The organism is Noviherbaspirillum sp. FW303-A3 (genome assembly GCF_058788695.1).
Genome location: NZ_JBYTAZ010000001.1, coordinates 4,124,860 through 4,146,521, shown reverse-complemented (window position 1 = coordinate 4,146,521; position 21,662 = coordinate 4,124,860). Strand labels below are relative to the sequence as shown.

At 61.1% G+C, this 21,662-nt stretch carries 25 protein-coding genes; 18 read left to right on the top strand and 7 right to left on the bottom strand.

Annotated elements, in window-relative coordinates; genetic code table 11:
• The first annotated feature begins 103 nt into the window (after positions 1–103).
• Genes urtB through ureG form a run of 11 tightly spaced genes read left to right on the top strand, consistent with a single transcriptional unit; the run spans position 104 to position 9,398 of the window.
• Positions 104–1,705, top strand: a complete 1,602-nt coding sequence (urtB, locus tag AC3WOY_RS19965) for an urea ABC transporter permease subunit UrtB (RefSeq protein WP_492426907.1) — start codon at positions 104–106, stop codon at positions 1,703–1,705.
• Complete coding sequence (urtC, locus tag AC3WOY_RS19960; protein WP_492426905.1) at positions 1,702–2,787, top strand: urea ABC transporter permease subunit UrtC; 1,086 nt, start codon at positions 1,702–1,704, stop codon at positions 2,785–2,787. Before urtB ends, urtC begins: the two co-directional genes overlap by 4 nt.
• Positions 2,784–3,629, top strand: a complete 846-nt coding sequence (urtD, locus tag AC3WOY_RS19955) for an urea ABC transporter ATP-binding protein UrtD (RefSeq protein ID WP_492426903.1) — start codon at positions 2,784–2,786, stop codon at positions 3,627–3,629. The genes urtC and urtD overlap by 4 nt, the downstream gene beginning before the upstream one ends.
• A 2-nt stretch (positions 3,630–3,631) precedes the next feature.
• On the top strand, positions 3,632–4,330 hold the full coding sequence (gene urtE / locus AC3WOY_RS19950; protein ID WP_492426901.1) for an urea ABC transporter ATP-binding subunit UrtE: 699 nt from the start codon (positions 3,632–3,634) through the stop codon (positions 4,328–4,330).
• A 7-nt stretch (positions 4,331–4,337) separates the two neighbouring features.
• A complete protein-coding gene (locus tag AC3WOY_RS19945; protein WP_492426899.1) occupies positions 4,338–5,210 on the top strand; it encodes an urease accessory protein UreD in 873 nt (290 codons plus the stop codon).
• Between the two features lie 13 nt (positions 5,211–5,223).
• Complete coding sequence (locus AC3WOY_RS19940; RefSeq protein WP_492426897.1) at positions 5,224–5,526, top strand: urease subunit gamma; 303 nt, start codon at positions 5,224–5,226, stop codon at positions 5,524–5,526.
• A gap of 9 nt (positions 5,527–5,535) precedes the next feature.
• Complete coding sequence (locus tag AC3WOY_RS19935) at positions 5,536–5,844, top strand: urease subunit beta (RefSeq protein ID WP_492426895.1); 309 nt, start codon at positions 5,536–5,538, stop codon at positions 5,842–5,844.
• Positions 5,841–7,541, top strand: a complete 1,701-nt coding sequence (gene ureC / locus AC3WOY_RS19930) for an urease subunit alpha (RefSeq protein WP_492426893.1) — start codon at positions 5,841–5,843, stop codon at positions 7,539–7,541. The genes AC3WOY_RS19935 and ureC overlap by 4 nt, the downstream gene beginning before the upstream one ends.
• A 3-nt stretch (positions 7,542–7,544) precedes the next feature.
• On the top strand, positions 7,545–8,069 hold the full coding sequence (gene ureE, locus AC3WOY_RS19925) for an urease accessory protein UreE (protein ID WP_492426891.1): 525 nt from the start codon (positions 7,545–7,547) through the stop codon (positions 8,067–8,069).
• Positions 8,069–8,749, top strand: coding sequence for an urease accessory protein UreF (locus tag AC3WOY_RS19920; RefSeq protein ID WP_492426889.1), 681 nt, complete (start codon positions 8,069–8,071; stop codon positions 8,747–8,749). The genes ureE and AC3WOY_RS19920 overlap by 1 nt, the downstream gene beginning before the upstream one ends.
• A 16-nt stretch (positions 8,750–8,765) precedes the next feature.
• A complete protein-coding gene (ureG, locus tag AC3WOY_RS19915; protein ID WP_492426887.1) occupies positions 8,766–9,398 on the top strand; it encodes an urease accessory protein UreG in 633 nt (210 codons plus the stop codon).
• Here ureG and AC3WOY_RS19910 read toward each other — a convergent pair whose 3' ends face one another.
• Positions 9,399–10,196 carry a competence/damage-inducible protein A gene (locus tag AC3WOY_RS19910; protein WP_492426885.1) on the bottom strand — a complete coding sequence of 266 codons (798 nt, stop codon included), beginning with the start codon at positions 10,194–10,196 and terminating at the stop codon, positions 9,399–9,401.
• A gap of 56 nt (positions 10,197–10,252) precedes the next feature.
• Positions 10,253–11,092 carry an EI24 domain-containing protein gene (locus AC3WOY_RS19905; protein ID WP_492426883.1) on the bottom strand — a complete coding sequence of 280 codons (840 nt, stop codon included), beginning with the start codon at positions 11,090–11,092 and terminating at the stop codon, positions 10,253–10,255.
• Positions 11,093–11,259: 167 nt separating this feature from the next.
• On the opposite strand from AC3WOY_RS19905, the gene AC3WOY_RS19900 reads away from it, so the two are divergent.
• Both AC3WOY_RS19900 and AC3WOY_RS19895 read left to right on the top strand, forming a co-directional pair.
• Positions 11,260–11,616, top strand: a complete 357-nt coding sequence (locus AC3WOY_RS19900) for an FKBP-type peptidyl-prolyl cis-trans isomerase (protein WP_492426881.1) — start codon at positions 11,260–11,262, stop codon at positions 11,614–11,616.
• 81 nt (positions 11,617–11,697) lie between these two features.
• Complete coding sequence (locus AC3WOY_RS19895) at positions 11,698–11,946, top strand: hypothetical protein (RefSeq protein ID WP_492426879.1); 249 nt, start codon at positions 11,698–11,700, stop codon at positions 11,944–11,946.
• Here AC3WOY_RS19895 and AC3WOY_RS19890 read toward each other — a convergent pair whose 3' ends face one another.
• Positions 11,947–13,398, bottom strand: a complete 1,452-nt coding sequence (locus AC3WOY_RS19890) for a wax ester/triacylglycerol synthase family O-acyltransferase (RefSeq protein ID WP_492426877.1) — start codon at positions 13,396–13,398, stop codon at positions 11,947–11,949.
• A 121-nt stretch (positions 13,399–13,519) separates the two neighbouring features.
• Here AC3WOY_RS19890 and AC3WOY_RS19885 point away from each other — a divergent pair, with 121 nt between their 5' ends.
• A complete protein-coding gene (locus AC3WOY_RS19885; protein WP_492426875.1) occupies positions 13,520–13,774 on the top strand; it encodes an acyl-CoA-binding protein in 255 nt (84 codons plus the stop codon).
• 39 nt (positions 13,775–13,813) lie between these two features.
• Here the strand turns inward: AC3WOY_RS19885 and AC3WOY_RS19880 are convergent, their stop codons facing one another.
• The 4 genes from AC3WOY_RS19880 to AC3WOY_RS19865 all read right to left on the bottom strand — a co-directional run bounded on the left by AC3WOY_RS19880 (position 13,814) and on the right by AC3WOY_RS19865 (position 17,291).
• Positions 13,814–14,098, bottom strand: coding sequence for a polyhydroxyalkanoic acid system family protein (locus AC3WOY_RS19880; RefSeq protein WP_492426873.1), 285 nt, complete (start codon positions 14,096–14,098; stop codon positions 13,814–13,816).
• Between the two features lie 3 nt (positions 14,099–14,101).
• A complete protein-coding gene (locus AC3WOY_RS19875) occupies positions 14,102–15,088 on the bottom strand; it encodes a 2-hydroxyacid dehydrogenase (protein ID WP_492426871.1) in 987 nt (328 codons plus the stop codon).
• Between the two features lie 6 nt (positions 15,089–15,094).
• Positions 15,095–16,513, bottom strand: a complete 1,419-nt coding sequence (locus tag AC3WOY_RS19870; RefSeq protein ID WP_492426869.1) for a sodium:proton antiporter — start codon at positions 16,511–16,513, stop codon at positions 15,095–15,097.
• A 115-nt stretch (positions 16,514–16,628) separates the two neighbouring features.
• Positions 16,629–17,291 carry a LutC/YkgG family protein gene (locus AC3WOY_RS19865; protein ID WP_492426867.1) on the bottom strand — a complete coding sequence of 221 codons (663 nt, stop codon included), beginning with the start codon at positions 17,289–17,291 and terminating at the stop codon, positions 16,629–16,631.
• Positions 17,292–17,629: 338 nt separating this feature from the next.
• On the opposite strand from AC3WOY_RS19865, the gene fdxA reads away from it, so the two are divergent.
• The 4 genes from fdxA to nth all read left to right on the top strand — a co-directional run bounded on the left by fdxA (position 17,630) and on the right by nth (position 21,659).
• Positions 17,630–17,953, top strand: a complete 324-nt coding sequence (gene fdxA / locus AC3WOY_RS19860; RefSeq protein ID WP_492426865.1) for a ferredoxin FdxA — start codon at positions 17,630–17,632, stop codon at positions 17,951–17,953.
• A gap of 929 nt (positions 17,954–18,882) precedes the next feature.
• Positions 18,883–20,118, top strand: a complete 1,236-nt coding sequence (locus AC3WOY_RS19855; protein ID WP_492426863.1) for a polyhydroxyalkanoate depolymerase — start codon at positions 18,883–18,885, stop codon at positions 20,116–20,118.
• Between the two features lie 111 nt (positions 20,119–20,229).
• Positions 20,230–21,012: an electron transport complex subunit RsxB gene (gene rsxB, locus AC3WOY_RS19850; RefSeq protein WP_492426861.1), complete on the top strand. Its 783-nt coding sequence runs from the start codon at positions 20,230–20,232 to the stop codon at positions 21,010–21,012.
• Complete coding sequence (gene nth / locus AC3WOY_RS19845; RefSeq protein ID WP_492426859.1) at positions 21,009–21,659, top strand: endonuclease III; 651 nt, start codon at positions 21,009–21,011, stop codon at positions 21,657–21,659. The genes rsxB and nth overlap by 4 nt, the downstream gene beginning before the upstream one ends.
• Positions 21,660–21,662 lie beyond the last annotated feature (3 nt).

The window sequence follows — 21,662 nt, the reverse complement described above, 5'->3', positions numbered from 1 at the left end:
GGAAGAAACATCCATGCAGTACGAGCCGGAGCGTGGCTCCCCCTTCCACACTCCGGCTTTTTTGCGTCCGCAGTTTTCGCGTTTTGCCTTGCCAGGAATCGCAATGACATTATTCAGACAACTGCTCGTCATCGGCATGCTGTGCGCCCAGCCGCTTGCGCACGCAGCGATCGATGCCGAACTGCTCAAGCCGATTGCCGGGGACGATCCCGATGCGCGCATCGAGTCCGTCAACAAGATCGCGGCGCTCGCGAACGAAGACGCGTTCAGGCTGCTGAATGCCCTGAAGAACGACACCTTGTATGCCACGCCGGACGGCAAGGTGGTCATCATCGAAGACGACAAGGCCTTCGATCCGGCGACCGATGCGACTATTTCCATGCCGGACGGCGTGGATGGCATCAGCGTCAACAACCGGCTGCGTGGCGCCGTTGAAGGTGCGCTGTCCGGCTTCCGGCTGCTTTCGGAGAATCGCAACGAACGTCTCGCAGCCGTCCTGGACATGCAGAAAAACGCCGACCCCGGCCAGCTCCCCCTGATCAACAAGGCACTGGAAAAGGAAACGGACGCCGAAATCAAGTCCGTCCTGAAGCTCGTCGCCGCCACTGCCAACCTGCAGTCTCCCGACGCGACCGTACGCAAGGAAGCCGTGATTGCGCTGGCCGACAGCAGCAACGCCAGCCTGAAGCCGCCGCTGATGCAGATGCTCGAAAAAAATGCGGAAGGCCAATACAACGAACCGGACGAAGCCGTGCGCATTGCGGCGGTCGGCACCATCAGCGCCATCAATGCCCGCCTCGCCCGGACCGAATTCATCGGCAATCTGTTTTACGGCGCATCGCTGGGCAGCGTTCTGCTGCTGGCTGCGCTCGGCCTGGCCATCACCTTCGGCCTGATGGGCATCATCAACATGGCGCACGGCGAGCTGCTGATGATCGGCGCGTACACGACCTATGTATGCCAGACGCTGTTCCGCAGCTACCTGCCTGGCGCGGTTGATCTTTATCTCGTCGCCGCCCTGCCCTCAGCCTTCCTGGTTGCCGCCGCTGTCGGCATCGCGCTGGAGCGCACCGTCATCCGCTGGCTCTATGGCCGTCCACTGGAAACCCTGCTCGCCACCTGGGGCATCAGCCTGGTGTTGATGCAGCTTGTGCGCTCGATCTTCGGCGCACAGAACGTCGAGGTCGCCAATCCATCCTGGATGTCGGGCGGCGTCACCGTGATGGGATCGCTGGTGCTGTCGTACAACCGCATCGTGATCATTTTCTTCGCGCTGTTCGTGGTCGCCGCTGTCTGGATGATCCTGAACAAGACGCGCCTCGGCCTGTTCGTGCGCGCCGTGACGCAGAACCGCCGCATGGCCGATTGTGTCGGCGTCTCGACCGGCAAGATCGACATGATGACCTTCGGTCTCGGCTCCGGCATCGCAGGGCTCGGGGGAGTCGCGTTGTCCCAGTTGGGCAACGTCGGGCCCGACCTTGGGCAAGGTTATATCGTCGACTCCTTCATGGTCGTCGTGCTCGGCGGCGTCGGCCAGCTTGCCGGCACCGTCATTGCGGCGATCGGGCTGGGCGAGGTCAACAAGTTCCTCGAACCGGTCGCCGGCGCCGTGCTGGCGAAGATCGCGATCCTTGTCTTCATCATCATCTTCATCCAGAAGCGGCCGCAGGGCTTGTTCGCCATGAAAGGCAGGAGCGCAGAATGACGCCATCCCTCTTCTCCCGCCCGGCGTGGACCGGCATCCTCGTCTGCGCCGCGATGCTCGCCTTGCTGCCGGTGCTGAACCTTGCCTTCGAACCGGGCCATGCGCTGCATGTATCGAGCTACACGGTGGCACTGATCGGCAAGTTCATGTGCTACGCCATCGCCGCACTGGCGCTCGACCTGGTGTGGGGCTATACCGGCATCCTGTCGCTCGGCCACGGCCTGTTCTTCGCGCTGGGCGGCTATGCGCACGGCATGTACCTGATGCGGTCCATCGGCAAGGACGGCGTGTACCAGAGCCATCTGCCGGACTTCATGGTCTTCCTCGACTGGAAGGAATACCCGTGGTACTGGTCGTTCACCGACAGCTTCTGGTACGCAATGGCCCTCGTTGTGCTGGTGCCGGGTGCGCTGGCCTTCGTGTTCGGCTACTTCGCCTTCCGCTCGCGCATCAAGGGCGTGTACTTCTCGATCATCACGCAGGCGATGACCTTTGCCTTCATGCTGCTGTTCTTCCGCAATAACACCGGCTTCGGCGGCAACAACGGCTTTACCGACTTCAAGCGCATCCTCGGCTTCACCATTACTGCGCCGGGCACCAAGGCTGCGCTTTACCTGCTCACGCTGGCATTGCTGGTCGGCTCGCTCTTCCTGTGCCGCTGGATCGTCACCTCCAAGCTCGGCCGCGTGCTGCAGGCGGTGCGCGATTCGGAGTCGCGCCTGATGTTCATCGGTTACAACCCGCTGTGGTTCAAGCTGTTCGTCTGGACGCTGTCCGCCATCCTGTGCGGCATCGCCGGTGCGCTCTATGTGCCGCAGGTGGGCATCATCAACCCGTCTGAAATGTCGCCCGGGAACTCCATCGAGATGGTGATCTGGGCGGCGGTCGGCGGGCGTGGCTCGCTGCTTGGCCCGATCATCGGCGCATTCTCGGTGAACGGCCTGAAGAGCTGGTTTACAGCCGCCTTCCCGGACCTGTGGCTGTATGCGCTGGGAGCGATCTTCATCCTGGTGACCCTGTTCATGCCGCAGGGCATCCTGGGCCTCGCTGCCCGGTTCCGCCAAACGAAGGAGGCAGCATGAACGACACGACGAAGGCCTACCAGTTTGCGGAGGAAAACAAGCATGCCGAATACGGCACGTCCTACGGCAAGGTCAAGCCGGAAGGCGTCGATACCTCGCACGGCGCCATCCTCTACCTGGAAGACATCACCGTTTCCTTCGACGGATTCAAGGCGATCAACAAGCTGACCCTCGACATCTCCGTCGGCGAACTGCGCTGCATCATCGGCCCCAACGGCGCGGGCAAGACCACGATGATGGATGTCATCACCGGCAAGACGCGCCCGGCATCGGGCACGGCATTCTTCGGCCAGACCATCGACCTGACAAAGATGACGGAGTACGAGATCGCGCACGCCGGCATCGGCCGCAAGTTCCAGCGCCCCACGGTGTTCGAACAGCACACCGTCTTCGAGAACCTGGAACTGGCGATGAAGATGGACAAGCGCGTGAAGCCGACACTGTTCTTCCGCCTGAACTCCGAGCAGAAGGGCAAGATCGACGAAATCCTGAAACTGATCCGCCTGAACGGCCAGGAAAACCGGCTTGCCGGCCTGCTGTCGCACGGCCAGAAGCAATGGCTGGAGATCGGCATGCTGCTGATGCAGGAGCCGCAATTGCTGCTGCTGGACGAACCGGTCGCCGGCATGTCGGACGCAGAAACCGCACGCACCGCGGAGTTGCTGAATGAACTGCGCGGCAAGCATTCGATCATGGTGGTCGAACACGACATGGCATTCGTTACCGAGATCGCCCAGGACGGCAAGGTAACCGTGCTGCACGAAGGATCGGTGCTAGCGGAAGGCACGATGCAGCAGGTGCAATCCGACGAGCGCGTCATCGAAGTCTATCTGGGGCGCTGAAGATGCTGAATGTCGAACAACTCAACCAGTATTACGGTGCCGCGCACACGCTGCGCGGCGTCTCGCTCTCGCTGCAGAAGGGAGAATGCCTGGCCCTGCTGGGACGCAACGGCGTCGGCAAGACCACGCTGCTCAAATGCCTGATGGGCGTGTTGCCGGTTGCCAAAGGCCATGTGCAGCTCGACGGCAAAGACATCACCAGACTCAAGCCGCACGAACGCGCCGCGCTCGGTATCGCCTACGTGCCGCAGGGCCGCGAAATCTTTGCACGCCTGACCGTCGAGGAAAACCTGATGATGGGCATGGCCGTCAAGCCCGGCAAGCAGGCGTCGAAGATCAAGGGCGAAGTCTTCGAACTCTTTCCCGTACTGAAGGAGATGCTGCACCGGCGCGGTGGCGACCTCTCCGGCGGCCAGCAGCAGCAGCTCGCCATTGCCCGCGCACTGCTGGCTGACCCGAAGCTGATCATCCTCGATGAGCCGACGGAAGGCATCCAGCCGTCCATCATCAAGGACATCGGCAATGTTATCCGCCTGCTGCGGCAGCGCGGCGACATGGCGATCCTGCTGTGCGAGCAATACTTCGACTTTGCGCATGAGCTGGCCGACCGGTTCGTCGTGCTGTCGCGTGGTGAAGTGGTCGCATCGGGTACGCAGGACCGGATGAACAGCGAGGACGTCAAACGGCACTTGGCGGTATAGTCTCCAGATGCGCATCGTTGACGCCGCCCCAGTGCTGACTGCAGGGAACACCACCGAGCCGTGGCAGGCCTGGCTCGCCCTGGGCTTTGCGCGGCATGGTGAAACGACACGCCTGGTCGAACGTTCCCATTACGGCCCGCTGCGGGTGCAGAAGCCCCTGTATCCCGAGGGCGGCGATATCTGCCATGCCATCGTCGTTCATCCTCCGGGCGGCGTGGTCGGCGGCGACCAGCTCGACATCCATGCCTGCGTCGGCCATCAATCGAATGCGTTTATCACGACACCGGGCGCAGCAAAGTGGTACAAGGCGAACGGCCGCGTATCCAGGCAGAGCGTGCACCTGAATGTCGGCGACGCCGGCTCGCTGGAATGGCTGCCGCAGGAAACCATCTTCTTCGATGCTGCCGATGTGCAACTGGACACCACGGTCGAACTCGGCTGCGATGCGACCTATCTCGGCGGTGAGATCCTGTGCTTCGGCCGAACGGCGTCCGGCGAACAATTTTCCTCCGGCCGTGTCGCCCAGCGAACGAGCATCCGGCTGAACGGCAAGCTGGTCTGGTTCGAGCAGGGCGAGCTCACCGCCGGTGACGCCATGCCCAGCCCGCTGGGCATGGCCGGAATGACGGTATGCGCGACGCTGATCGGCGTCGGCAAGCCGCTTCCTTCCGGTGCCATCCATACCCTTCGTGAAACCTGCGGCGCCGCACTGCAGGACACCAGCACATTCGGCGCCACGCAAATGAAATCCGTCGTAGTCGTCCGCTACCTGGGCGATTCGAGCGAAGCGGCGAAGCAGGTCATGACTGCCGCGTGGCGCACGCTGCGTCCGCTGCTGACCGGACGCGATGCCATCGTCCCACGCATCTGGAACACTTGAACAAGGAGAACCCATGGACCTGACGCCAAGAGAAAAAGACAAGCTCCTGATATTCACCGCGGCCCTGCTGGCCGAGCGCCGCAAGGCGCGCGGGCTGAAGCTCAACTACCCGGAGGCGGTGGCCCTGATCACCGCCGCGATCATGGAGGGCGCGCGCGACGGCAGGACGGTGGCCGAGCTGATGTCCGAAGGCACCAAGGTCCTGGCGCGCGAAGACGTGATGGATGGCGTACCGGAGATGATTCCGGAAATCCAGGTGGAAGCCACCTTCCCCGACGGCACCAAGCTCGTCACCGTCCACCACCCGATCCCTTAGGAGGCCGCCATGATTCCAGGTGAAATGCTTGTCGAGGCAGGCGAGATCGAACTGAACGTCGGTCGCGCGACCGTCACGGTGAAGGTCGCCAACAGCGGCGACCGCCCGATCCAGGTCGGCTCCCATTTCCATTTCTTCGAGGTCAACCCGGCACTGCACTTCGACCGTCAGCTTGCCTACGGCATGCGGCTCAATATCGCGGCAGGCACTGCGGTCCGCTTCGAACCCGGCCAGGAGCGCACCGTCGAACTGGTTGCCCTCGCAGGCGATCGCAAGGTCTACGGATTCAACGGCAAGGTGATGGGAGAACTCAAATGACAAGAATTTCCCGGCAGGCCTATGCCGAAATGTTCGGCCCCACCGTCGGCGACCGCGTGCGGCTGGCCGATACCGAGCTGTTCATCGAGGTCGAAAAGGATTTCACGGTCTACGGCGAGGAAGTGAAGTTCGGCGGCGGCAAGGTGATCCGCGACGGCATGGGCCAGTCGCAGCGCAACCATGCGGACGTGATGGACACGGTGATCACCAATGCACTGATTGTCGATCACTGGGGCATCGTCAAGGCCGACATCGGCATCAAGGCCGGCAGGATTGCCGGCATCGGCAAGGCGGGCAATCCTGACATCCAGCCGAACGTGACCATGGCCATCGGCGGCGCAACCGAGATCATCGCCGGCGAAGGCATGATCGTGACCGCTGGCGGCATCGATTCGCACATCCATTTCATCTGCCCGCAGCAGATCGAGGAGGCGCTGATGTCGGGCGTGACCACCATGCTCGGCGGTGGCACCGGGCCTGCTGTGGGTACGGCGGCAACGACCTGCACGCCGGGGCCGTGGCACATCCACTCCATGCTGTCGGCGGCAGATGCCTTTCCGATGAACCTCGGCTTCCTCGGCAAGGGCAACGTGAGCCTGCCCACGCCGCTGGAAGAACAGATCCGCGCCGGTGCCATCGGCCTGAAGCTGCACGAGGACTGGGGCACGACGCCGGCCGCCATCGACAACTGCCTGTCGGTCGCCGACCGCATGGATATCCAGGTAGCGATCCACACCGACACGCTCAACGAAGGCGGCTTCCTCGAACACACGCTGGCCGCATTCAAGGACCGCACCATCCACACCTTCCACACAGAAGGCGCGGGCGGCGGCCATGCACCGGACATCATCGCGGCCGTGGGCCAGGGCAATGTGCTGCCCTCGTCCACCAACCCGACGCGCCCGTACACGGTCAATACGCTGGACGAGCATCTCGACATGCTGATGGTCTGCCATCACCTCGATCCGGCCATCGCGGAGGACATCGCCTTCGCCGAATCCCGCATCCGTCGCGAGACGATCGCTGCGGAAGACATCCTGCATGACATTGGCGCCATTTCCATGATGTCCTCGGATTCGCAGGCGATGGGCCGTGTCGGCGAAGTCGTGATGCGAACATGGCAGACGGCGCACAAGATGAAGGTGCAGCGCGGTTCGCTGCCGGAAGACTCGTCCCGCAATGACAATTTCCGCGCCAAACGCTACATCGCCAAGTACACCATCAATCCGGCCATCACCCACGGCATCTCACATGTGGTGGGCTCGCTGGAGGTAGGCAAGATCGCCGACATCGTACTCTGGAAGCCCGCCTTCTTCGGCGTCAAGCCCTCGATGATCCTCAAGAGCGGCATGATCGCCGCCGCGCAGATGGGCGACCCGAACGCCTCCATCCCGACGCCGCAGCCGGTGCACTATCGCATGATGTTCGGTGCCTATGGCGGCGGGTTGAAGACCTCGTTCACCTTTGTGTCGCAGGCGGCTTTCGATGCCGGCATCGGCGATGCGCTCAGACTGAACAAGCCCTTGATCGCCGTGAAAAATACGCGCAACGTCCGCAAGGCCGACATGATCCACAACGGCCTGGCGCCGAAGATGGAAGTCGATCCGGAGACCTACGAAGTGCGCGCCGACGGCGAGCTGCTGGTCTGCGAACCGGCAAAGGTCCTTCCGATGGCACAACGTTATTTCCTGTTCTGACCCATGCTGACCCTGCATACCAAAATCGACACTGCCGAAAAGATCGACGACGAGCTCGTCCTTCCCTATGAACTGCGCGAGAAAAGCCGCCTGCGCGCGCTGCTGCTTTCCGGAGAGGAAGCGGCGGTATTCACCGTGCGCGGCACCGTGCTGCGCAACGGCGACCTCCTCAAGGGCGACGACGGCCGCATCGTGAAAATCGTCGCCGCCAAGGAAGCGACCTACCGGGTCGAATGCGCAACGCCGCGCGACCTGCTGCGCTGCGCCTTCCACCTCGGCAACCGCCATACGCAGGCCCAGGTCGACGGCACGCCGGAAAAGGGTTTCCTCCGCATCCGCAAGGACACGGTCCTGAAGGACATGCTGGAAGGCCTCGGGGCAACCGTGACGGAAGAACAGGCTGCATTCGAGCCGGAGTCGGGTGCCTACGGCGGAGGCCATCACCATCACGGGGATGACCATCACCACCATCCGCTGGCGCCCATCCCGCTGCGGCAGAAAATCCACCGCCCATCGGACAAGTCCTGATGCAGGCCACCGCCCTTCTCCACCTGCTCCAGCTCGCCAGCCCCTCGCTGCCGATCGGCGCGTACAGCTATTCGCAGGGACTGGAAGCGGCACTGGAAAAAGGGATGGTGACCGACGAGTCGTCCGCGCGCGCATGGATTGTCTCCACCCTGCACCACGTCGTCGCCCGCTTCGAGGCGCCGGTCCTGTGGCGCCTGCTGCACGCTTTCGCTGCACGTGACCTCGCGGCAGTCACGCAGTGGACCGAACGTTTCGTCGCCGCGCGCGACACGTCGGAATTCCGCGCCGAGACGATCCAGATGGGCTATTCGCTCGCCAAACTCGCCGTCGAACTCAAGGTAGCGGATGACACGCTGCGCAGCCTGCTTGAAACACAGCCGGAAGTGCCGCTGCCCACCGCGCTCGCCTATGCCGCCGTGGCACTGGACGTGCCGCATGAAGCCGCCCTGCTCGGCATGCTGTTCTCCTGGGCAGAAAACCAGGTGCTGGTCTGCGTGAAGTCCGTACCGCTCGGCCAGGTATCCGGACAGCGCCTGCTGCTGTCCCTGCAGCCGGAACTGGAGCGCGCTGCGCAAACCGCCATGCAGCTTGCCGACGACGAATTATCCAACTGGTCCCCCGGCCTGTCCCTGCTCTCCATGCAGCATGAAGTGCAGTACAGCCGCTTGTATCGATCCTGAACCCAACTCGACAACGATGACTACTTCTTCCAATCCCCTGCGCGTCGGCATCGGCGGCCCCGTCGGTTCCGGCAAGACGGCCTTGTGTGAAATGCTGTGCAAGGCCATGCGCGACCATTACGACATGGCCGTCATCACGAACGACATCTATACCAAGGAAGACATGGAGATCCTGCTGCGCGCGGATGCGCTGCCGGCAGAGCGGCTGATGGGCGTCGAAACCGGCGGCTGCCCGCATACCGCAATCCGCGAGGACGCATCGATCAACCTGGAAGCCATCGCGCGCATGAGCGCCGACTTTCCCGATCTCGACCTCATCCTGGTCGAATCCGGCGGCGACAACCTTGCCGCCACCTTCAGCCCGGAACTGTCGGACCTGACGATTTACGTCATCGATGTGGCGGGCGGCGAAAAAATTCCGCGCAAGGGCGGGCCCGGCATCACACGCTCCGACCTGCTGATCATCAACAAGACGGATCTCGCGCCCTATGTCGGCGCCAACCTCGACATAATGGCGAGCGATGCGAAGAAGATGCGCGGCGACAGGCCGTTCATCTTCACCAACCTGCGCAGCGGCGACGGCGTGGAAAAAGTGGTGGAATTCATCCGCAAGCAGGGCCTGCTGGACGAAGTGAAAACGCGGAAATGATCAGATGTGCTGGTACTCGGCCTTGAACCGGTCCAGCCCCTCCAGCATCCTGCCGAAAGCGGACTCGACCTGCGCCGGGTCGCCCTTCACGCCCAGCTCGATGTGACGCCGTATCGTTGCATCGCCGACGCTGGGCAGGCTGAATACCTTCACCAGCGGGAATTCGGCCTCAATCGCCTCCATCATCGGCGTCAGCGTCGATTCGGCTTGCCCGAACACCAGCACCGCCTTTTCCAGCCGCGCAACCTTCCTAAATAGATGCGTGTAATGCGTATCGAGCACCCACTCGATCATCGGCCACGCCATGACGGGAAACCCCGGCACGAAGTAATGCGCGCCCTTGCCATGCCGGATGGCGAAGCCGGGAATCTTGTTGTAGGGGTTCGGAATGATGGAAGCGCCTTGCGGGAACTCGCCCATCTTCAGGCGATGCGCATTGTCGGCAGCATTGAAATCCGGTTGCCGGCCTTCTTCACGCGCCACATCGGCGATGCGTTCCTCGATCTTTGCCTTCGCCTCGGGATGCAGTTCCAGCGGCACGCCGAGCGCGGCAGCCGCGCATTGCCGGGTATGGTCGTCCGGCGTGGCGCCGATGCCGCCGCAGGAAAAGACAATGTCGTCGCTGGCGAAGGTGCGCGTCAGGATGGAGGTGATGCGGTCGCGGTCATCGCCCGCGTATTCCGCCCAGGACAATTGCAGGCCGCGCGCGGCGAGCAGTTCAACCACCTTGGGAAAATGCTTGTCGGTCCGTTTGCCCGACAGGATTTCGTCGCCGATGATGATGAGTCCGATAGCCATGAATGCGTCCGTTTTGACAAAAGGGCATTATGCCGCAGAGGGAAGAATCCTACTTTTCAGTTGATATCCTTCATCGGCGGCGCGTCCGTGACGACGGCCCGGCCCACCGCCCGATGCGCGGCAAGCGCCTCCAGGCAATAGTGCTGGAACCACAATCCGGTGAACACGAACACCAGCACATAGAGCCAGATCGCACCCGCCGCCAGCACAGGAAAGAAGATCACCGACAACGCTCCGCCCAGCCACAGCAGCGTCGGCGCGGCGCCCATCGCACCGCCAACGGCGCCGATCAGCAGCAAGGGCCAGCGATGGATGCGCATGATGTCCCGGATTTCCTGCCGGTCCGCATGCTCGGCAAGCGCGTCGTAGGCCATGACCTGATAAGTCAGCCATCCCCACAACAAGGGCTGGATGACGAAGGTCAGCGGCGGAAACAGCGACAGGGGCAGCGTCACCAGCCACAGCACCGCAAAGATGACGAAGGAGTACGTCGCAATCCACAGGCTGCCCGCAATACTGCCGCCACGGCGCCTCTCGACATCCGGATAATGCCTGCTGCTCACATGGCGCACGATCATCGGCATGGCAAGCACGCCGACGAATACGAGGGCGGTCAGGATCATCAGCGGCAGCAGGACCCACATGGCGATCAGCGGCACCAGCACCGAGGTGATCGCGCCAAGGTCGAACCAGCCGAGCACATTCGCCGCAACACCAAAGCCATCGTTGGCGGTGAACCACGCGTGCAGCCAATCGATCATCGGCTGCAGCCCCAGCCACAGCAGCACGCCCCAGATTGCGAGGGAGACGATAAAAGGCATCACCGTCAGCAACAGCATCCGGAAGTGCAGTTGCGACAGGAGCGCGCGTCCGAAGGCGATCAGTACCGGCCGCATGGGGTCATGCTCCTTGCAAGATTATTCATCTGTTTCATATCCGTTCATTGCCTGTTTGCCATGAGTGAACGCGATGATAACGCGCCGCGGCGTTTTTGCGCCTGCGCGCTGTCTAATCGTCCACTGCTACAATTCCGCTCGGATCAACCAGACAACAAAGGAAAACCATGTCCACCATCATGACGGCCTCCGGCCTCCAATACGAAGACGTCACCGTCGGCTCCGGCGATGAAGCGAAAGCCAGCCAGCATGTCACCGTGCATTACACCGGCTGGCTGCAGAATCCGGACGGCAGCGCAGGCCGCAAGTTCGATTCCAGCAAGGACCGCAACGATCCGTTCGATTTCCCGCTCGGCGCAGGCCATGTGATCAAGGGCTGGGATGAAGGTGTGCAAGGGATGAAAGTCGGCGGCGTGCGCAAGCTGATCATTCCGTCATCGCTGGGTTACGGCGCGCGCGGCGCGGGCGGCGTCATTCCGCCGAATGCCACGCTGATTTTCGAAGTGGAACTGTTGGGCGTCTAAGCTTTATTTTCCCGCGGGAATCCTTCCCGGCTGGAGCAGTGTTACGATGGACACCGATGCCGCTTTCCTTGCGGCATCGGCATGTTCAACACCCGTGATGCTGCCGCATCCGCTCCAGGCTTCATGTTCAAGAAACAATTCTTCCTCGCTGCCGTTTGCGCAGCCATCGTTATCTCGACTTCCGGTTGTGCGGTGATCAGTGTGGCAGGTGCTGCGGTGACCGTCGCCAGCACTGCCGTCAGCGTTGGCGTCACGGCAGGTTCGGTTGCCGTCAAAGGCGTGACCGCCGTAGGCAGCGCGGTGCTCGGCGGGGATGACGACGAAGACTGATTACCACTCCGACATCAACGCGAGCAGTACCAGCTTTTCAAATTCCGGCGCAAAGCGCTTGATGATTTCGTGCGGATCGGCGGCAATGGCATCGTCGGTCACCAGTCCGAACTGGACGCCGCCGTTGTAGCTCAGGATGGACACACCCACGCCGATATCGCCAGATTGCGGCACCCAGAACATGATCTGGTCCAGCTGGCTCCCTGCCAGATAAAGCGGCGCCTGCGGGCCAGGCACATTACTCATCACCGCCGTGGCTTTCCTGGCAAAGTAATTCTGGATTTCGTTCTGCATCTGCTTCGGCGTCGCGCCGAGCACGCCGAGCACTGCCATGGCCACCAGCGCCTGGTAGCCCCCCTTCAGTTCGTCCATGCGGTGCCGCACCTCGTTCAGCCGCGCAAGCGGGTCCTCGATACCCACGGGCAGCACCAGCGGCACCAGTCCGAATGCATTTCCCAGTTTCTGTTCCTTGCCGGCCTTGCGCAGGTTGACCGGCACCATCACGCGCAAGTCCGTATCGGGCGGAATGTCGTCGCCCTTGGCGCGCAAGTACGCGCCGATCGCACCGGCGACGCTGGCCATGAGCACGTCGTTAACCGACCCGCCGAGCGCCTTGCCGACGGCCTTGATCTCGTCCAGTGGCAGCGGCTCGCTCCAGGCCACGTGCTTGGTCCCAACCGGCGTCCCCTTCAGGCGCGTGCGGGAATCGTCGGGCATCGCCATCAGCTTCACGGCATCCATCGTCAGCCGGCCCGCCATGCCGCCCATGTCGGCGATCCTGCCGGGCAGCTTGTTGGAGTCGGCCAGCATCCACATGGTCTTCGTCCACAGCGCGGTAGACACGTTGATGGCGGAAATCGTGGCCTTGGTTACCGGCTGCATCAGGTCCAGCCAGGGATTGCCCTCTTCCAGGACGAACGGATTGGCAGGCTCGTCGGCCGTGCCTTCCGGCGTGGTGTCGAACATCGACAGCAACACGCCCACCAGCGCCATGCCGTCAGCGATGCAGTGGTGAATGCGGATGATGACCGCTTGCCGGGTTTTGCCGTCTTCGCCGATGCAGTTGTCGACGATATGCATCTGCCATAAGGGCCGGGAGGAATCGAGCGGCGTGCCGGACAATTCGCTGACCATGCGTTCGAGCGCCTTCTTGTTCCCCTGCCGTCCGGGCGCCGGGAGTACGGCATGAACGATGTGGTAGTCGAGGTCGATTTCGTCCGGCTGCCACCAGGCGCTGCCGGTCATGTCCTGCGTGACGCGGCTGCGGAAGCGGCTGAACGTCAGGAAGCGCGTCTCCATCGCGTGCCGGAAGCGCAGCATGTCCATCGGCTTGTCGAACATTAGCACGGCCACGATCATCATCAGGTTGCCGTCCGAGTCCATCCGCAACCAGGCGGTATCGACGGTGGACATCTTTTCGCGGCGCAGTGCCGGCACGGCTTCGGACAACATCGAGTATCCCCTCTAGAGCTTTTCTTTTGTGGCCGTTTTTTCTATGTTATTTTGGGCGTCATCTTGTGCATGCGTTGCACAATCTTCACGACACTATCACAGCATCTGACAGGAGAAAAGCATGAGCCTGCAAAGTCAATTCGACCAGGCGGTCGCCGATTCGAAGAACCTTCCGGAGCGTCCGGACAACATGACCTTGCTGAAGATCTATGCGCTGTTCAAGCAGGCCAGCGCGGGCGATGTCGACGGCAAGCGCCCGGGTTTCACCGACATGGTCGGCCGCGCCAAGTACGATGCATGGGATACGCTCAAGGGCACGTCGAAGGACGATGCGATGCAGCAGTACATCGACCTGATCAATGGGCTGAAAGGCTGACCTGGCAGGCGCCGGCAGCAGCCGGCAAGAACAAGGTGTTCATGCCTTCGCGCTGAACACCTTTTTCATTTTTGCGGAGACCTTTTCCTCGATGGTCGACGTGAACGCCTTGAAGAGGAAACCGAGGCTGATCTCGAGATGCGCCTCCTTCTCCGAGACGACCAGCTTGCCGGACACGCCGCTGCGCTTGAACTTCAGCACGTCGCCGTCCCACTCCGAATTCATCTCGTATTCCTCGGCCATCTGGTCGGCGACCTTTTGCGCGGCGGCCTTTGCTTTCTTGTGCGGCAGCTTGTGTGCCTGTTTGATGCTGATATCGGCCATGCCTTATCCCTTGGTGAGTACCTGGGGATTAAGGATATTCGGAGGATTGCCGCCGGTCAACGCGGCGATCAGGTTATCGGCGGCGCAGTTCGCCATGGCGCGCCGTGTGGGCTCGGAAGCGCTGGCAATGTGCGGCGTCAGCACCACGTTGGAAAGCGTCAGGAAGGCGGGATCGAAGGCGGGTTCGTTCTCGAATACGTCCAGGCCTGCAGCAGCAAGCCGCTTCGCGCGCAGGGCAACGATCAGCGCCGCGTCATCGACAATGCCGCCACGCGCAATATTCACCAGTGTCGCTGTCGGCTTCATCATTGCCAGTTCGATGGCGCCGATGATGTGATGGACCTGCGGCGAATATGGCAGCGCCAGCATCACATGGTCGGCCGTCTTCAGCAATTCTTCCTTGCCCACGTACTGCGCATTGTTCGCACGCGCCTCCAGTTCCGGCGCCACCCGCGAGCGGTTGTGGTAGATCACCTTCATGTCGAAACCCATCGAACGCCGGGCGATTGCCTGGCCGATGCGCCCCATGCCGATGATACCCAGCGTCGCGCCATGCACATCCGCGCCGAGGAAGGTATCGAAGCGCCACTTCTGCCATTTGCCCGCCCGCAGCCAGTGCTCGGATTCGGTGACGCGCCGCGCGGTCGCCAGCAATAGCGCCCAGGCGAAATCGGCAGTGGTTTCGTTCAGCACGTCAGGCGTGTTCGTCACCACGATTCCGGCTTTTGTGGCGGCGTCGACGTCGATGTTGTTGAAGCCGACCGCCATGTTGCACACCGCCTTGAGCGACGGATTGGCCGCAAGCACATCGGCGGTGATACGTTCGCTCGGTGTAGTGAAGATGCCGTCCTTGCCCTTCACCTTCGCTGCCAGCTCGGTCGCAGAAAGGATGCGGTCATCCTGGTTCGACTCGACGTCGAAATGCTGTTCGAGGCGTTCAATAACGTCGGGAAATACCGCACGCGTCACAAGGATCCTGGCTTTGGTCATCGCACATCACCGAAAGAAAATGAAGGTCATCACGATAAACAGCGGGACGAGCACCGCACAGGACCAGGCCATGTAGCCGAAGAAGGATGGCATCTTGATGCCGCGTTCTTCCGCGATCGCCTTCACCATCAGGTTGGGCGCATTGCCGATGTAGCTGTTCGCCCCCATGAACACCGCGCCGCAGGATATTGCGGCCAGCGTGCTCGCCAGGGTGGTCATCAGTACGGCCGGGTCGCCGCCGGCTGTATTGAAGAATACTAGATAGGTCGGCGCGTTATCGAGGAAGGACGACAGCAGGCCTGACGCCCAAAAGTACATGGCATTGATGGGCTGACCGCTCTCGCCGGTAACGGCGCGGATCACTGCAGAGAACGCACCCTCCTCGCCCGCTCGCAGCATGGCAATGACGGGGATGATGGTGATGAAGATGCCGGCAAACAACTTGGCTACCTCCTGGATCGGTCCCCACGAAAATTCATTGCCCTCGCGTGCCGCCTTCGGGGTCACCCACAGGGAAATAAATATCACCGCAACTAGCAGCACGTCGCGCACAAGATTCTGAAGCTCGACACCCGTGCCGAACACATCGAATACGACACCCGGCTTCCAGAGTCCGCTCATCAGCACCAGGCCGACAATCACGGCGAGCAGGACGAAATTGAAGCGTCCTTCGAACCGGATCTCCGAATCGGGCGTGGGATCCATCGACGGCTGGAATTCCTCCTCCCTGTTGTTGTAGTAGTGGCGGTCGAGGAGGTAGAAGATGGTAAGCAGAGCCGCGCACAGGAACAGCGTCTCGGGAAAGATATTCTTCATCGTCCAGAAAAAATCGACCCCCTTCAGGAAACCAAGGAAGAGCGGAGGATCGCCAAGCGGCGTCAGTGAGCCGCCTGCATTCGACACCAGGAAAATGAAGAACACGACAATATGGACAGCGTGCTTGCGATTATCGTTGGCGCGGATGAGAGGGCGAATCATCAGCATCGATGCACCGGTCGTGCCCATGATGCTGGCCAGCATCGTGCCCAGGGCGAGCAGACCGGTATTGAGCGCCGGCGTCCCGTGCAGGTTGCCACGGACGCAAATCCCGCCTGCAACGACGAACAGCGAAGTTATGAGGATGATAAAGGGGATGAATTCGGCGACGAATGCATGCACGGCACCGCCAACCGCTGTCCCCACGCCAAAATAGGCGGCGCACGGCAGCAGGAATGCAAGCACCCACGCGAACGCCACTTTTCCGAAGTGGTGGTGCCAGAAGACCGGGGTGAGCAGCGGACACAACGCAATAGAGAGCAGAAGACCGGCAAAGGGCAGGCCCCACCATGCCGACATCTGGCTGCCGTCAATATCCGCTGCACGGGCGATCGCTGGAAGAAATGCTGGCACAACACCGGCCAGTGCGGCCAGGATTCTTGTTCTCAATTCCGGTCTCCGATTTTTTTATCGGCCGTCATTGTAGCGTGGAACAATGGCGGCGCTTTATGTTTTGCGTACGCAATACTACTAGCGGTTGCGCGTCCGGCTGATGGGAAAATGGTCAGGCACCGAGCACCAGGACGACGTGGACGCGATACGGGCCGTGCGCTCCAAGGACGATCGTCTGCTCGATGTCACCGGTACGTGAAGGTCCAGAGATGAAGTTGACCGCGCGTGGCATGTCGACGCCCTCCGCACGAGCCAGGACGAACGCATCTTCCATGTGCGCGACGATGCGCGACGCCGGCACGATTGCAATGTGCGTTTCAGGAAGCAGGCCGGCGGAGGACCAGGTGTCGGGGCTGGACATCAGCATCAGGCTGCCCGTTTCAGCCACCGCGCAGAAGACACCGGTGATGCCGACCATGTCTTCATTGCGCGGGCGACGGAATTCCACCTGCAGGCCGGTTTCGCTCCAGTTCATGCCACTGAGCGTCTGCCAGGCGATGGCATTGCGCGCCACGCCGATTTCGTCGAGGTAACTTGCAACCGCAGCCGGCACGGCCGTCATGTCCGGCACGGACGCAACGGTGTCGGACATGCGCACAGCCTGTTCCCTGAAATGCTTGACAAGGTCGCTGCCGACCGCGGGACGGGGTCCCGATGCATGCTGCGCGATGTAGTCCTTCACGGCATCCCGTTCGGCCTGCGTCGGCTCGGCCGGGCGGTTCTGGGCCTTGCGAATGCGGTTGAAGATGGCTTGGCGAGCGGCGGACGTGTCCATGGTGACCCCTTGATGACTGGTTTCGCAGTCTACCGGAATTGATTTGACGGGGCGCCGCAGGGGCGCTTGATTTAATTTCAAACACGCATCGCAAATAATTCATGCGACCAGCACGAGGCATTGCCAATTCGTCCACAAACACCGTCAGGCATCGCATTGAACGCAATCCGGCGCATTTGCTTATTCATAAACTGTATAAGTTTGGTTTGTTAGAAACACCCAATTATCTTAAAATACAAGGCTTTGCAGCGGGTTGTCCGGTCCGGTTGCGCCCTGCAGCCACCGCCCTCCCGGCTCCAAATCAGACCAGTTTCACCAAATCCACAGATAGGACTGTTATGACTCACGTTGTGACCGAATCCTGCATCCGCTGCAAGTACACCGACTGCGTGGATGTATGCCCGGTAGATTGCTTCAGGGAAGGCCCGAATTTTCTTACGATCGATCCGGACGAGTGCATCGATTGCGCCGTTTGCGTGGCCGAATGCCCGGTCAACGCGATCTATGCAGAAGAAGACGTGCCGGCGGACCAGCAGCACTTCATCAAGCTGAACGTCGACCTCGCCCGCAAGTGGCCCTCGATCACCAAGACCAAGGATCCGCTGCCTGACGCCGACGAGTGGAAGGACGTCAAGGAAAAGCTGAACGAACTCTCCAAGTAAGCATTCCCGCCGGACGGCAAACCGTCCGGCGAAGCAGCACCATCAGTCAGCGCACTCGCAGGCATGACTGCACCTCCGAAGCTTCAACTCCCCCTCCATCAGGACCCATCGCCGAAGCTGCACAATATCCTGTACGCAGAGCGCGACAGGGGTGTCGGAAACCATCCGACTGGACTTCGCGCAAGTGTTTGTTCCCGCCCCACAGGAAGTGCAACACGGCGCTAACAAATTTCGTCAATATTCGCCTGGCGTCGGCAGCGGTGTTGTACTCACTGTATATACATCCTTCCGCATGAAGATTTCATCCGCATTCCAATGGGATAAATGCGTAAAAATTACAAACTTATCGCCGATTCCATCGAGCAGCCGGACAATGAAAGTCCTGATTTCCGCTGCATAGCACCATTCCTGATTAAAAAACACACTGCTCCGTTCGCGACTAGTGACCGGCACGGTTTATGCGTGCTTTTCTGCCGAGACAGGCAGGTGGTCAACGAGCAAGAAACCTGGAATTCGTGATGCCGCATTCTTTCTTCGGCATGTTCCACGACAGCACACACCGCCAGCCATCCCCCGGACATTCATGGCCGCCGTCAATCTTGGCGATGAGGGTGTCATGATGCGTGAAAAGGTTGAGTAGTACTGTCGTGCAGAGATATAGCTCCATACGGAAGCATAGGCAGGAACAACGCGGTAAAACGGCTTTCTTTCTCGACAAAAAGAAAATTGCGGATTGTGATATGTTGTTAAAAGGCTTGATCGAAAACAAACCTTTTGCAAATTGGAAACTGTAAAAGTTCCCGACAAAGTGTTGCGAACGCGCGATTTATTTTTTTACGGAAAACTCAAAAATTATCGATGATGCATTGCAGCAAGAGATGTTTATCTGCAGAATCTAGAGACACCGGTACCACCTGAAAGAGGCCATCATGCTTTACCAATTTCACGAGCTGAACCGCACCTTCCTGAACCCGCTCATCCAATGGGCGGAAGCTTCTGCCAAGCTGTTCACGAATCCGGTCTCTCCCCTCGCACACACGCCGTTCGCGCAACGTATCGCGGCCGGCTACGAATTGATGTACCGGCTCGGCAAGGATTATGAAAAACCCGAGTTCGGTATCAAGACCGTTTCCGTCGAAGGCAAGGCCGTCGGCGTATTCGAAGAAGTCGCCGTGCAGAAACCGTTCTGCCGCCTGATCCACTTCAAGAAGGACATGAGCGACAAGAAGCTCGCCGACCTGAAGCAACCTACCGTCCTGCTGGTCGCCCCGCTGTCGGGCCACCATTCCACCCTGCTGCGCGACACCGTCCGCACGCTGCTGTCCAGCCACGACGTGTACATCACCGACTGGACCGATGCGCGCATGGTGCCGGCTGCGGAAGGCGCGTTCCACCTGCATGACTACATCTACTACGTCCAGGAATTCATCCGCCGCCTCGGTCCGGACCTGCACGTGATCTCCGTCTGCCAGCCGACCGTTCCCGTCCTCGCCGCCATCTCGCTGATGGCCTCGGACAACGATCCGATGCTGCCGAAGACGATGACCATGATGGGCGGCCCGATCGACCCGCGCAAGTCGCCGACTGAAGTCAACGACCTCGCGATCAAGCGTCCGTTCTCCTGGTTCGAAGACAAGGTGATCTACAGCGTCCCGCCGAACTATCCGGGCTTCGGCCGCAAGGTCTACCCCGGCTTCCTGCAGCATGCCGGCTTCATCGCCATGAACCCGGGCCGCCATGCACAGAGCCATTGGGATTTCTACATGCACCTGCGCGCCGGCGACCAGGAATCGGCTGAAGAGCATCGCAAGTTCTACGACGAGTACAACGCAGTCCTCGACATGCCGGCCGAGTACTACCTGGAGACAATCAAGACCGTGTTCCAGGAATTCCGCCTGCCGCTGGGCACGTGGGAAGTCGAAGGCAAACTCGTACGGCCGCAGGACATCAAGACGGTCGCGCTGTTCACCGTCGAAGGCGAACTGGACGACATTTCCGGCGCCGGCCAGACCGAAGCCGCGCACGACCTGTGCAAGGGCATCCCGAAGTCCAAGAAGCAGCACTTCACCGTGCCCAAGGCCGGCCACTACGGCATCTTCTCCGGCCGCCGCTGGCGCGAAATGGTGTGCCCGAAGATCGGCGAATTCATCCGCACACATTCCTGATTTAACTACCGGTGTAGGCGAAAGCCGTTCCCTCCAAAGGGGGAACGGCTTTTTTGTTTGAAGAAGACGCCATTTACCCGGATAATTCTGTTTTTTATTGCAAACCCCGCTGTGTCCTCCACTTCCGCCCCCACCCTGGCCGACCGCATCGAAGACCTCCTGCCGCAGACGCAATGCACCAAGTGCGGCTATCCGGCTTGCCGGCCGTATGCGGAGGCTGTCGCCGACGGCACGGCCGGCTACAACCAGTGTCCGCCCGGCGGCGCGGAAGGCATCGCGCGACTGGCCGCAGTGCTGGGCAAACCGGTCATCCCGCTCAACCCGGTCAATGGCGTGGAGCGCCCAAGGCCGCTTGCGGTCATCGACGAATCGCTCTGCATCGGCTGCACGCTCTGCATCCAGGCCTGCCCTGTCGACGCCATCATCGGCGCTGCCAAGCAGATGCACACTGTCCTCAACAACCTGTGCACCGGCTGCGACCTGTGCGTCGCGCCGTGCCCGGTCGACTGCATTGCGATGGTGGATGTCACGCCGGACAAAACCGGCTGGGATGCATGGTCGCAGCAGCAGGCCGATGCCGCGCGCGTGCGCCATCAGCTCCGCGTGGCGCGGCTGCGCCGCGAGAAGGAAGAAAACGACGCCCGCCTCGCGGCAAAAGCTGCCGCCAAGCTGAAAGCGGTCGAAGCCGAGGCCACGCTATCGCCTGAGGAAAAAGCGGCTGCGGAACGCAAGAAAGCCATCATCCAGGCCGCCATGGAGCGCGCGCGCCAGAAGAAGGAGCAGATGGCGGCACAGGCTGCTGCAACGACCGGACTTGAAGACGTGTCGCGTTCCGTGAAAAAGCAGATCGAGGAAATCAACCAGAAGCTCGAACAGCAAAAAGACCTGCAATGAACGCTGAAAAACGCCTCCAGATCTTCCGCCGCTTCCGCCAGGCCAATCCCCATCCGACGACCGAACTCGAATACACGACGCCCTTCGAGCTGCTGATCGCCGTCATCCTGTCCGCGCAGGCGACCGACGTATCGGTCAACAAGGCGACGCGCCGGCTGTACACGGTCGCGAATACGCCGGCGAAGATGCACGCGCTCGGCACCGAGGGGTTGGAAGAATACATCCGCACCATCGGCCTGTATCGCACCAAGGCGAAGAACGTGATCGAAACCTGCCGCATCCTGCTGGAACAGCATGGCGGCGAGGTACCGCGCTCACGGGAGGCATTGCAGGCGTTGCCGGGTGTCGGCCGCAAGACTGCCAATGTGGTCCTGAACACTGCCTTTGGGGAACCGACGATTGCGGTGGATACGCACATCTTCCGCGTCTCCAACCGCACCGGCATTGCGCCGGGCAAGGATGTGGACGCTGTCGAGCAGAAGCTGCTGAAAGTGGTGCCGCAGGAATTCCGCCACGATGCGCATCACTGGCTGATCCTGCACGGCCGCTATACCTGCATCGCACGCAAGCCGCAGTGCTGGAACTGCATCATCAACGACCTGTGCGAATACAAGGACAAGACGCCCTTGCCTGAGAAGGGCGTCTAGTTT

What these genes read in the sequence shown, in the direction of transcription:
- urtB (WP_492426907.1), top strand. Translation starts at nt 104, where the DNA reads ATGACATTATTCAGACAACTGCTCGTCATCGGCATGCTGTGCGCCCAG.
- urtC (WP_492426905.1), top strand. Translation starts at nt 1,702, where the DNA reads ATGACGCCATCCCTCTTCTCCCGCCCGGCGTGGACCGGCATCCTCGTC.
- urtD (WP_492426903.1), top strand. Translation starts at nt 2,784, where the DNA reads ATGAACGACACGACGAAGGCCTACCAGTTTGCGGAGGAAAACAAGCAT.
- urtE (WP_492426901.1), top strand. Translation starts at nt 3,632, where the DNA reads ATGCTGAATGTCGAACAACTCAACCAGTATTACGGTGCCGCGCACACG.
- AC3WOY_RS19945 (WP_492426899.1), top strand. Translation starts at nt 4,338, where the DNA reads ATGCGCATCGTTGACGCCGCCCCAGTGCTGACTGCAGGGAACACCACC.
- AC3WOY_RS19940 (WP_492426897.1), top strand. Translation starts at nt 5,224, where the DNA reads ATGGACCTGACGCCAAGAGAAAAAGACAAGCTCCTGATATTCACCGCG.
- AC3WOY_RS19935 (WP_492426895.1), top strand. Translation starts at nt 5,536, where the DNA reads ATGATTCCAGGTGAAATGCTTGTCGAGGCAGGCGAGATCGAACTGAAC.
- ureC (WP_492426893.1), top strand. Translation starts at nt 5,841, where the DNA reads ATGACAAGAATTTCCCGGCAGGCCTATGCCGAAATGTTCGGCCCCACC.
- ureE (WP_492426891.1), top strand. Translation starts at nt 7,545, where the DNA reads ATGCTGACCCTGCATACCAAAATCGACACTGCCGAAAAGATCGACGAC.
- AC3WOY_RS19920 (WP_492426889.1), top strand. Translation starts at nt 8,069, where the DNA reads ATGCAGGCCACCGCCCTTCTCCACCTGCTCCAGCTCGCCAGCCCCTCG.
- ureG (WP_492426887.1), top strand. Translation starts at nt 8,766, where the DNA reads ATGACTACTTCTTCCAATCCCCTGCGCGTCGGCATCGGCGGCCCCGTC.
- AC3WOY_RS19910 (WP_492426885.1), bottom strand. Translation starts at nt 10,196, where the DNA reads ATGGCTATCGGACTCATCATCATCGGCGACGAAATCCTGTCGGGCAAA.
- AC3WOY_RS19905 (WP_492426883.1), bottom strand. Translation starts at nt 11,092, where the DNA reads ATGCGGCCGGTACTGATCGCCTTCGGACGCGCGCTCCTGTCGCAACTG.
- AC3WOY_RS19900 (WP_492426881.1), top strand. Translation starts at nt 11,260, where the DNA reads ATGTCCACCATCATGACGGCCTCCGGCCTCCAATACGAAGACGTCACC.
- AC3WOY_RS19895 (WP_492426879.1), top strand. Translation starts at nt 11,698, where the DNA reads ATGTTCAACACCCGTGATGCTGCCGCATCCGCTCCAGGCTTCATGTTC.
- AC3WOY_RS19890 (WP_492426877.1), bottom strand. Translation starts at nt 13,398, where the DNA reads ATGTTGTCCGAAGCCGTGCCGGCACTGCGCCGCGAAAAGATGTCCACC.
- AC3WOY_RS19885 (WP_492426875.1), top strand. Translation starts at nt 13,520, where the DNA reads ATGAGCCTGCAAAGTCAATTCGACCAGGCGGTCGCCGATTCGAAGAAC.
- AC3WOY_RS19880 (WP_492426873.1), bottom strand. Translation starts at nt 14,098, where the DNA reads ATGGCCGATATCAGCATCAAACAGGCACACAAGCTGCCGCACAAGAAA.
- AC3WOY_RS19875 (WP_492426871.1), bottom strand. Translation starts at nt 15,088, where the DNA reads ATGACCAAAGCCAGGATCCTTGTGACGCGTGCGGTATTTCCCGACGTT.
- AC3WOY_RS19865 (WP_492426867.1), bottom strand. Translation starts at nt 17,291, where the DNA reads ATGGACACGTCCGCCGCTCGCCAAGCCATCTTCAACCGCATTCGCAAG.
- fdxA (WP_492426865.1), top strand. Translation starts at nt 17,630, where the DNA reads ATGACTCACGTTGTGACCGAATCCTGCATCCGCTGCAAGTACACCGAC.
- AC3WOY_RS19855 (WP_492426863.1), top strand. Translation starts at nt 18,883, where the DNA reads ATGCTTTACCAATTTCACGAGCTGAACCGCACCTTCCTGAACCCGCTC.
- nth (WP_492426859.1), top strand. Translation starts at nt 21,009, where the DNA reads ATGAACGCTGAAAAACGCCTCCAGATCTTCCGCCGCTTCCGCCAGGCC.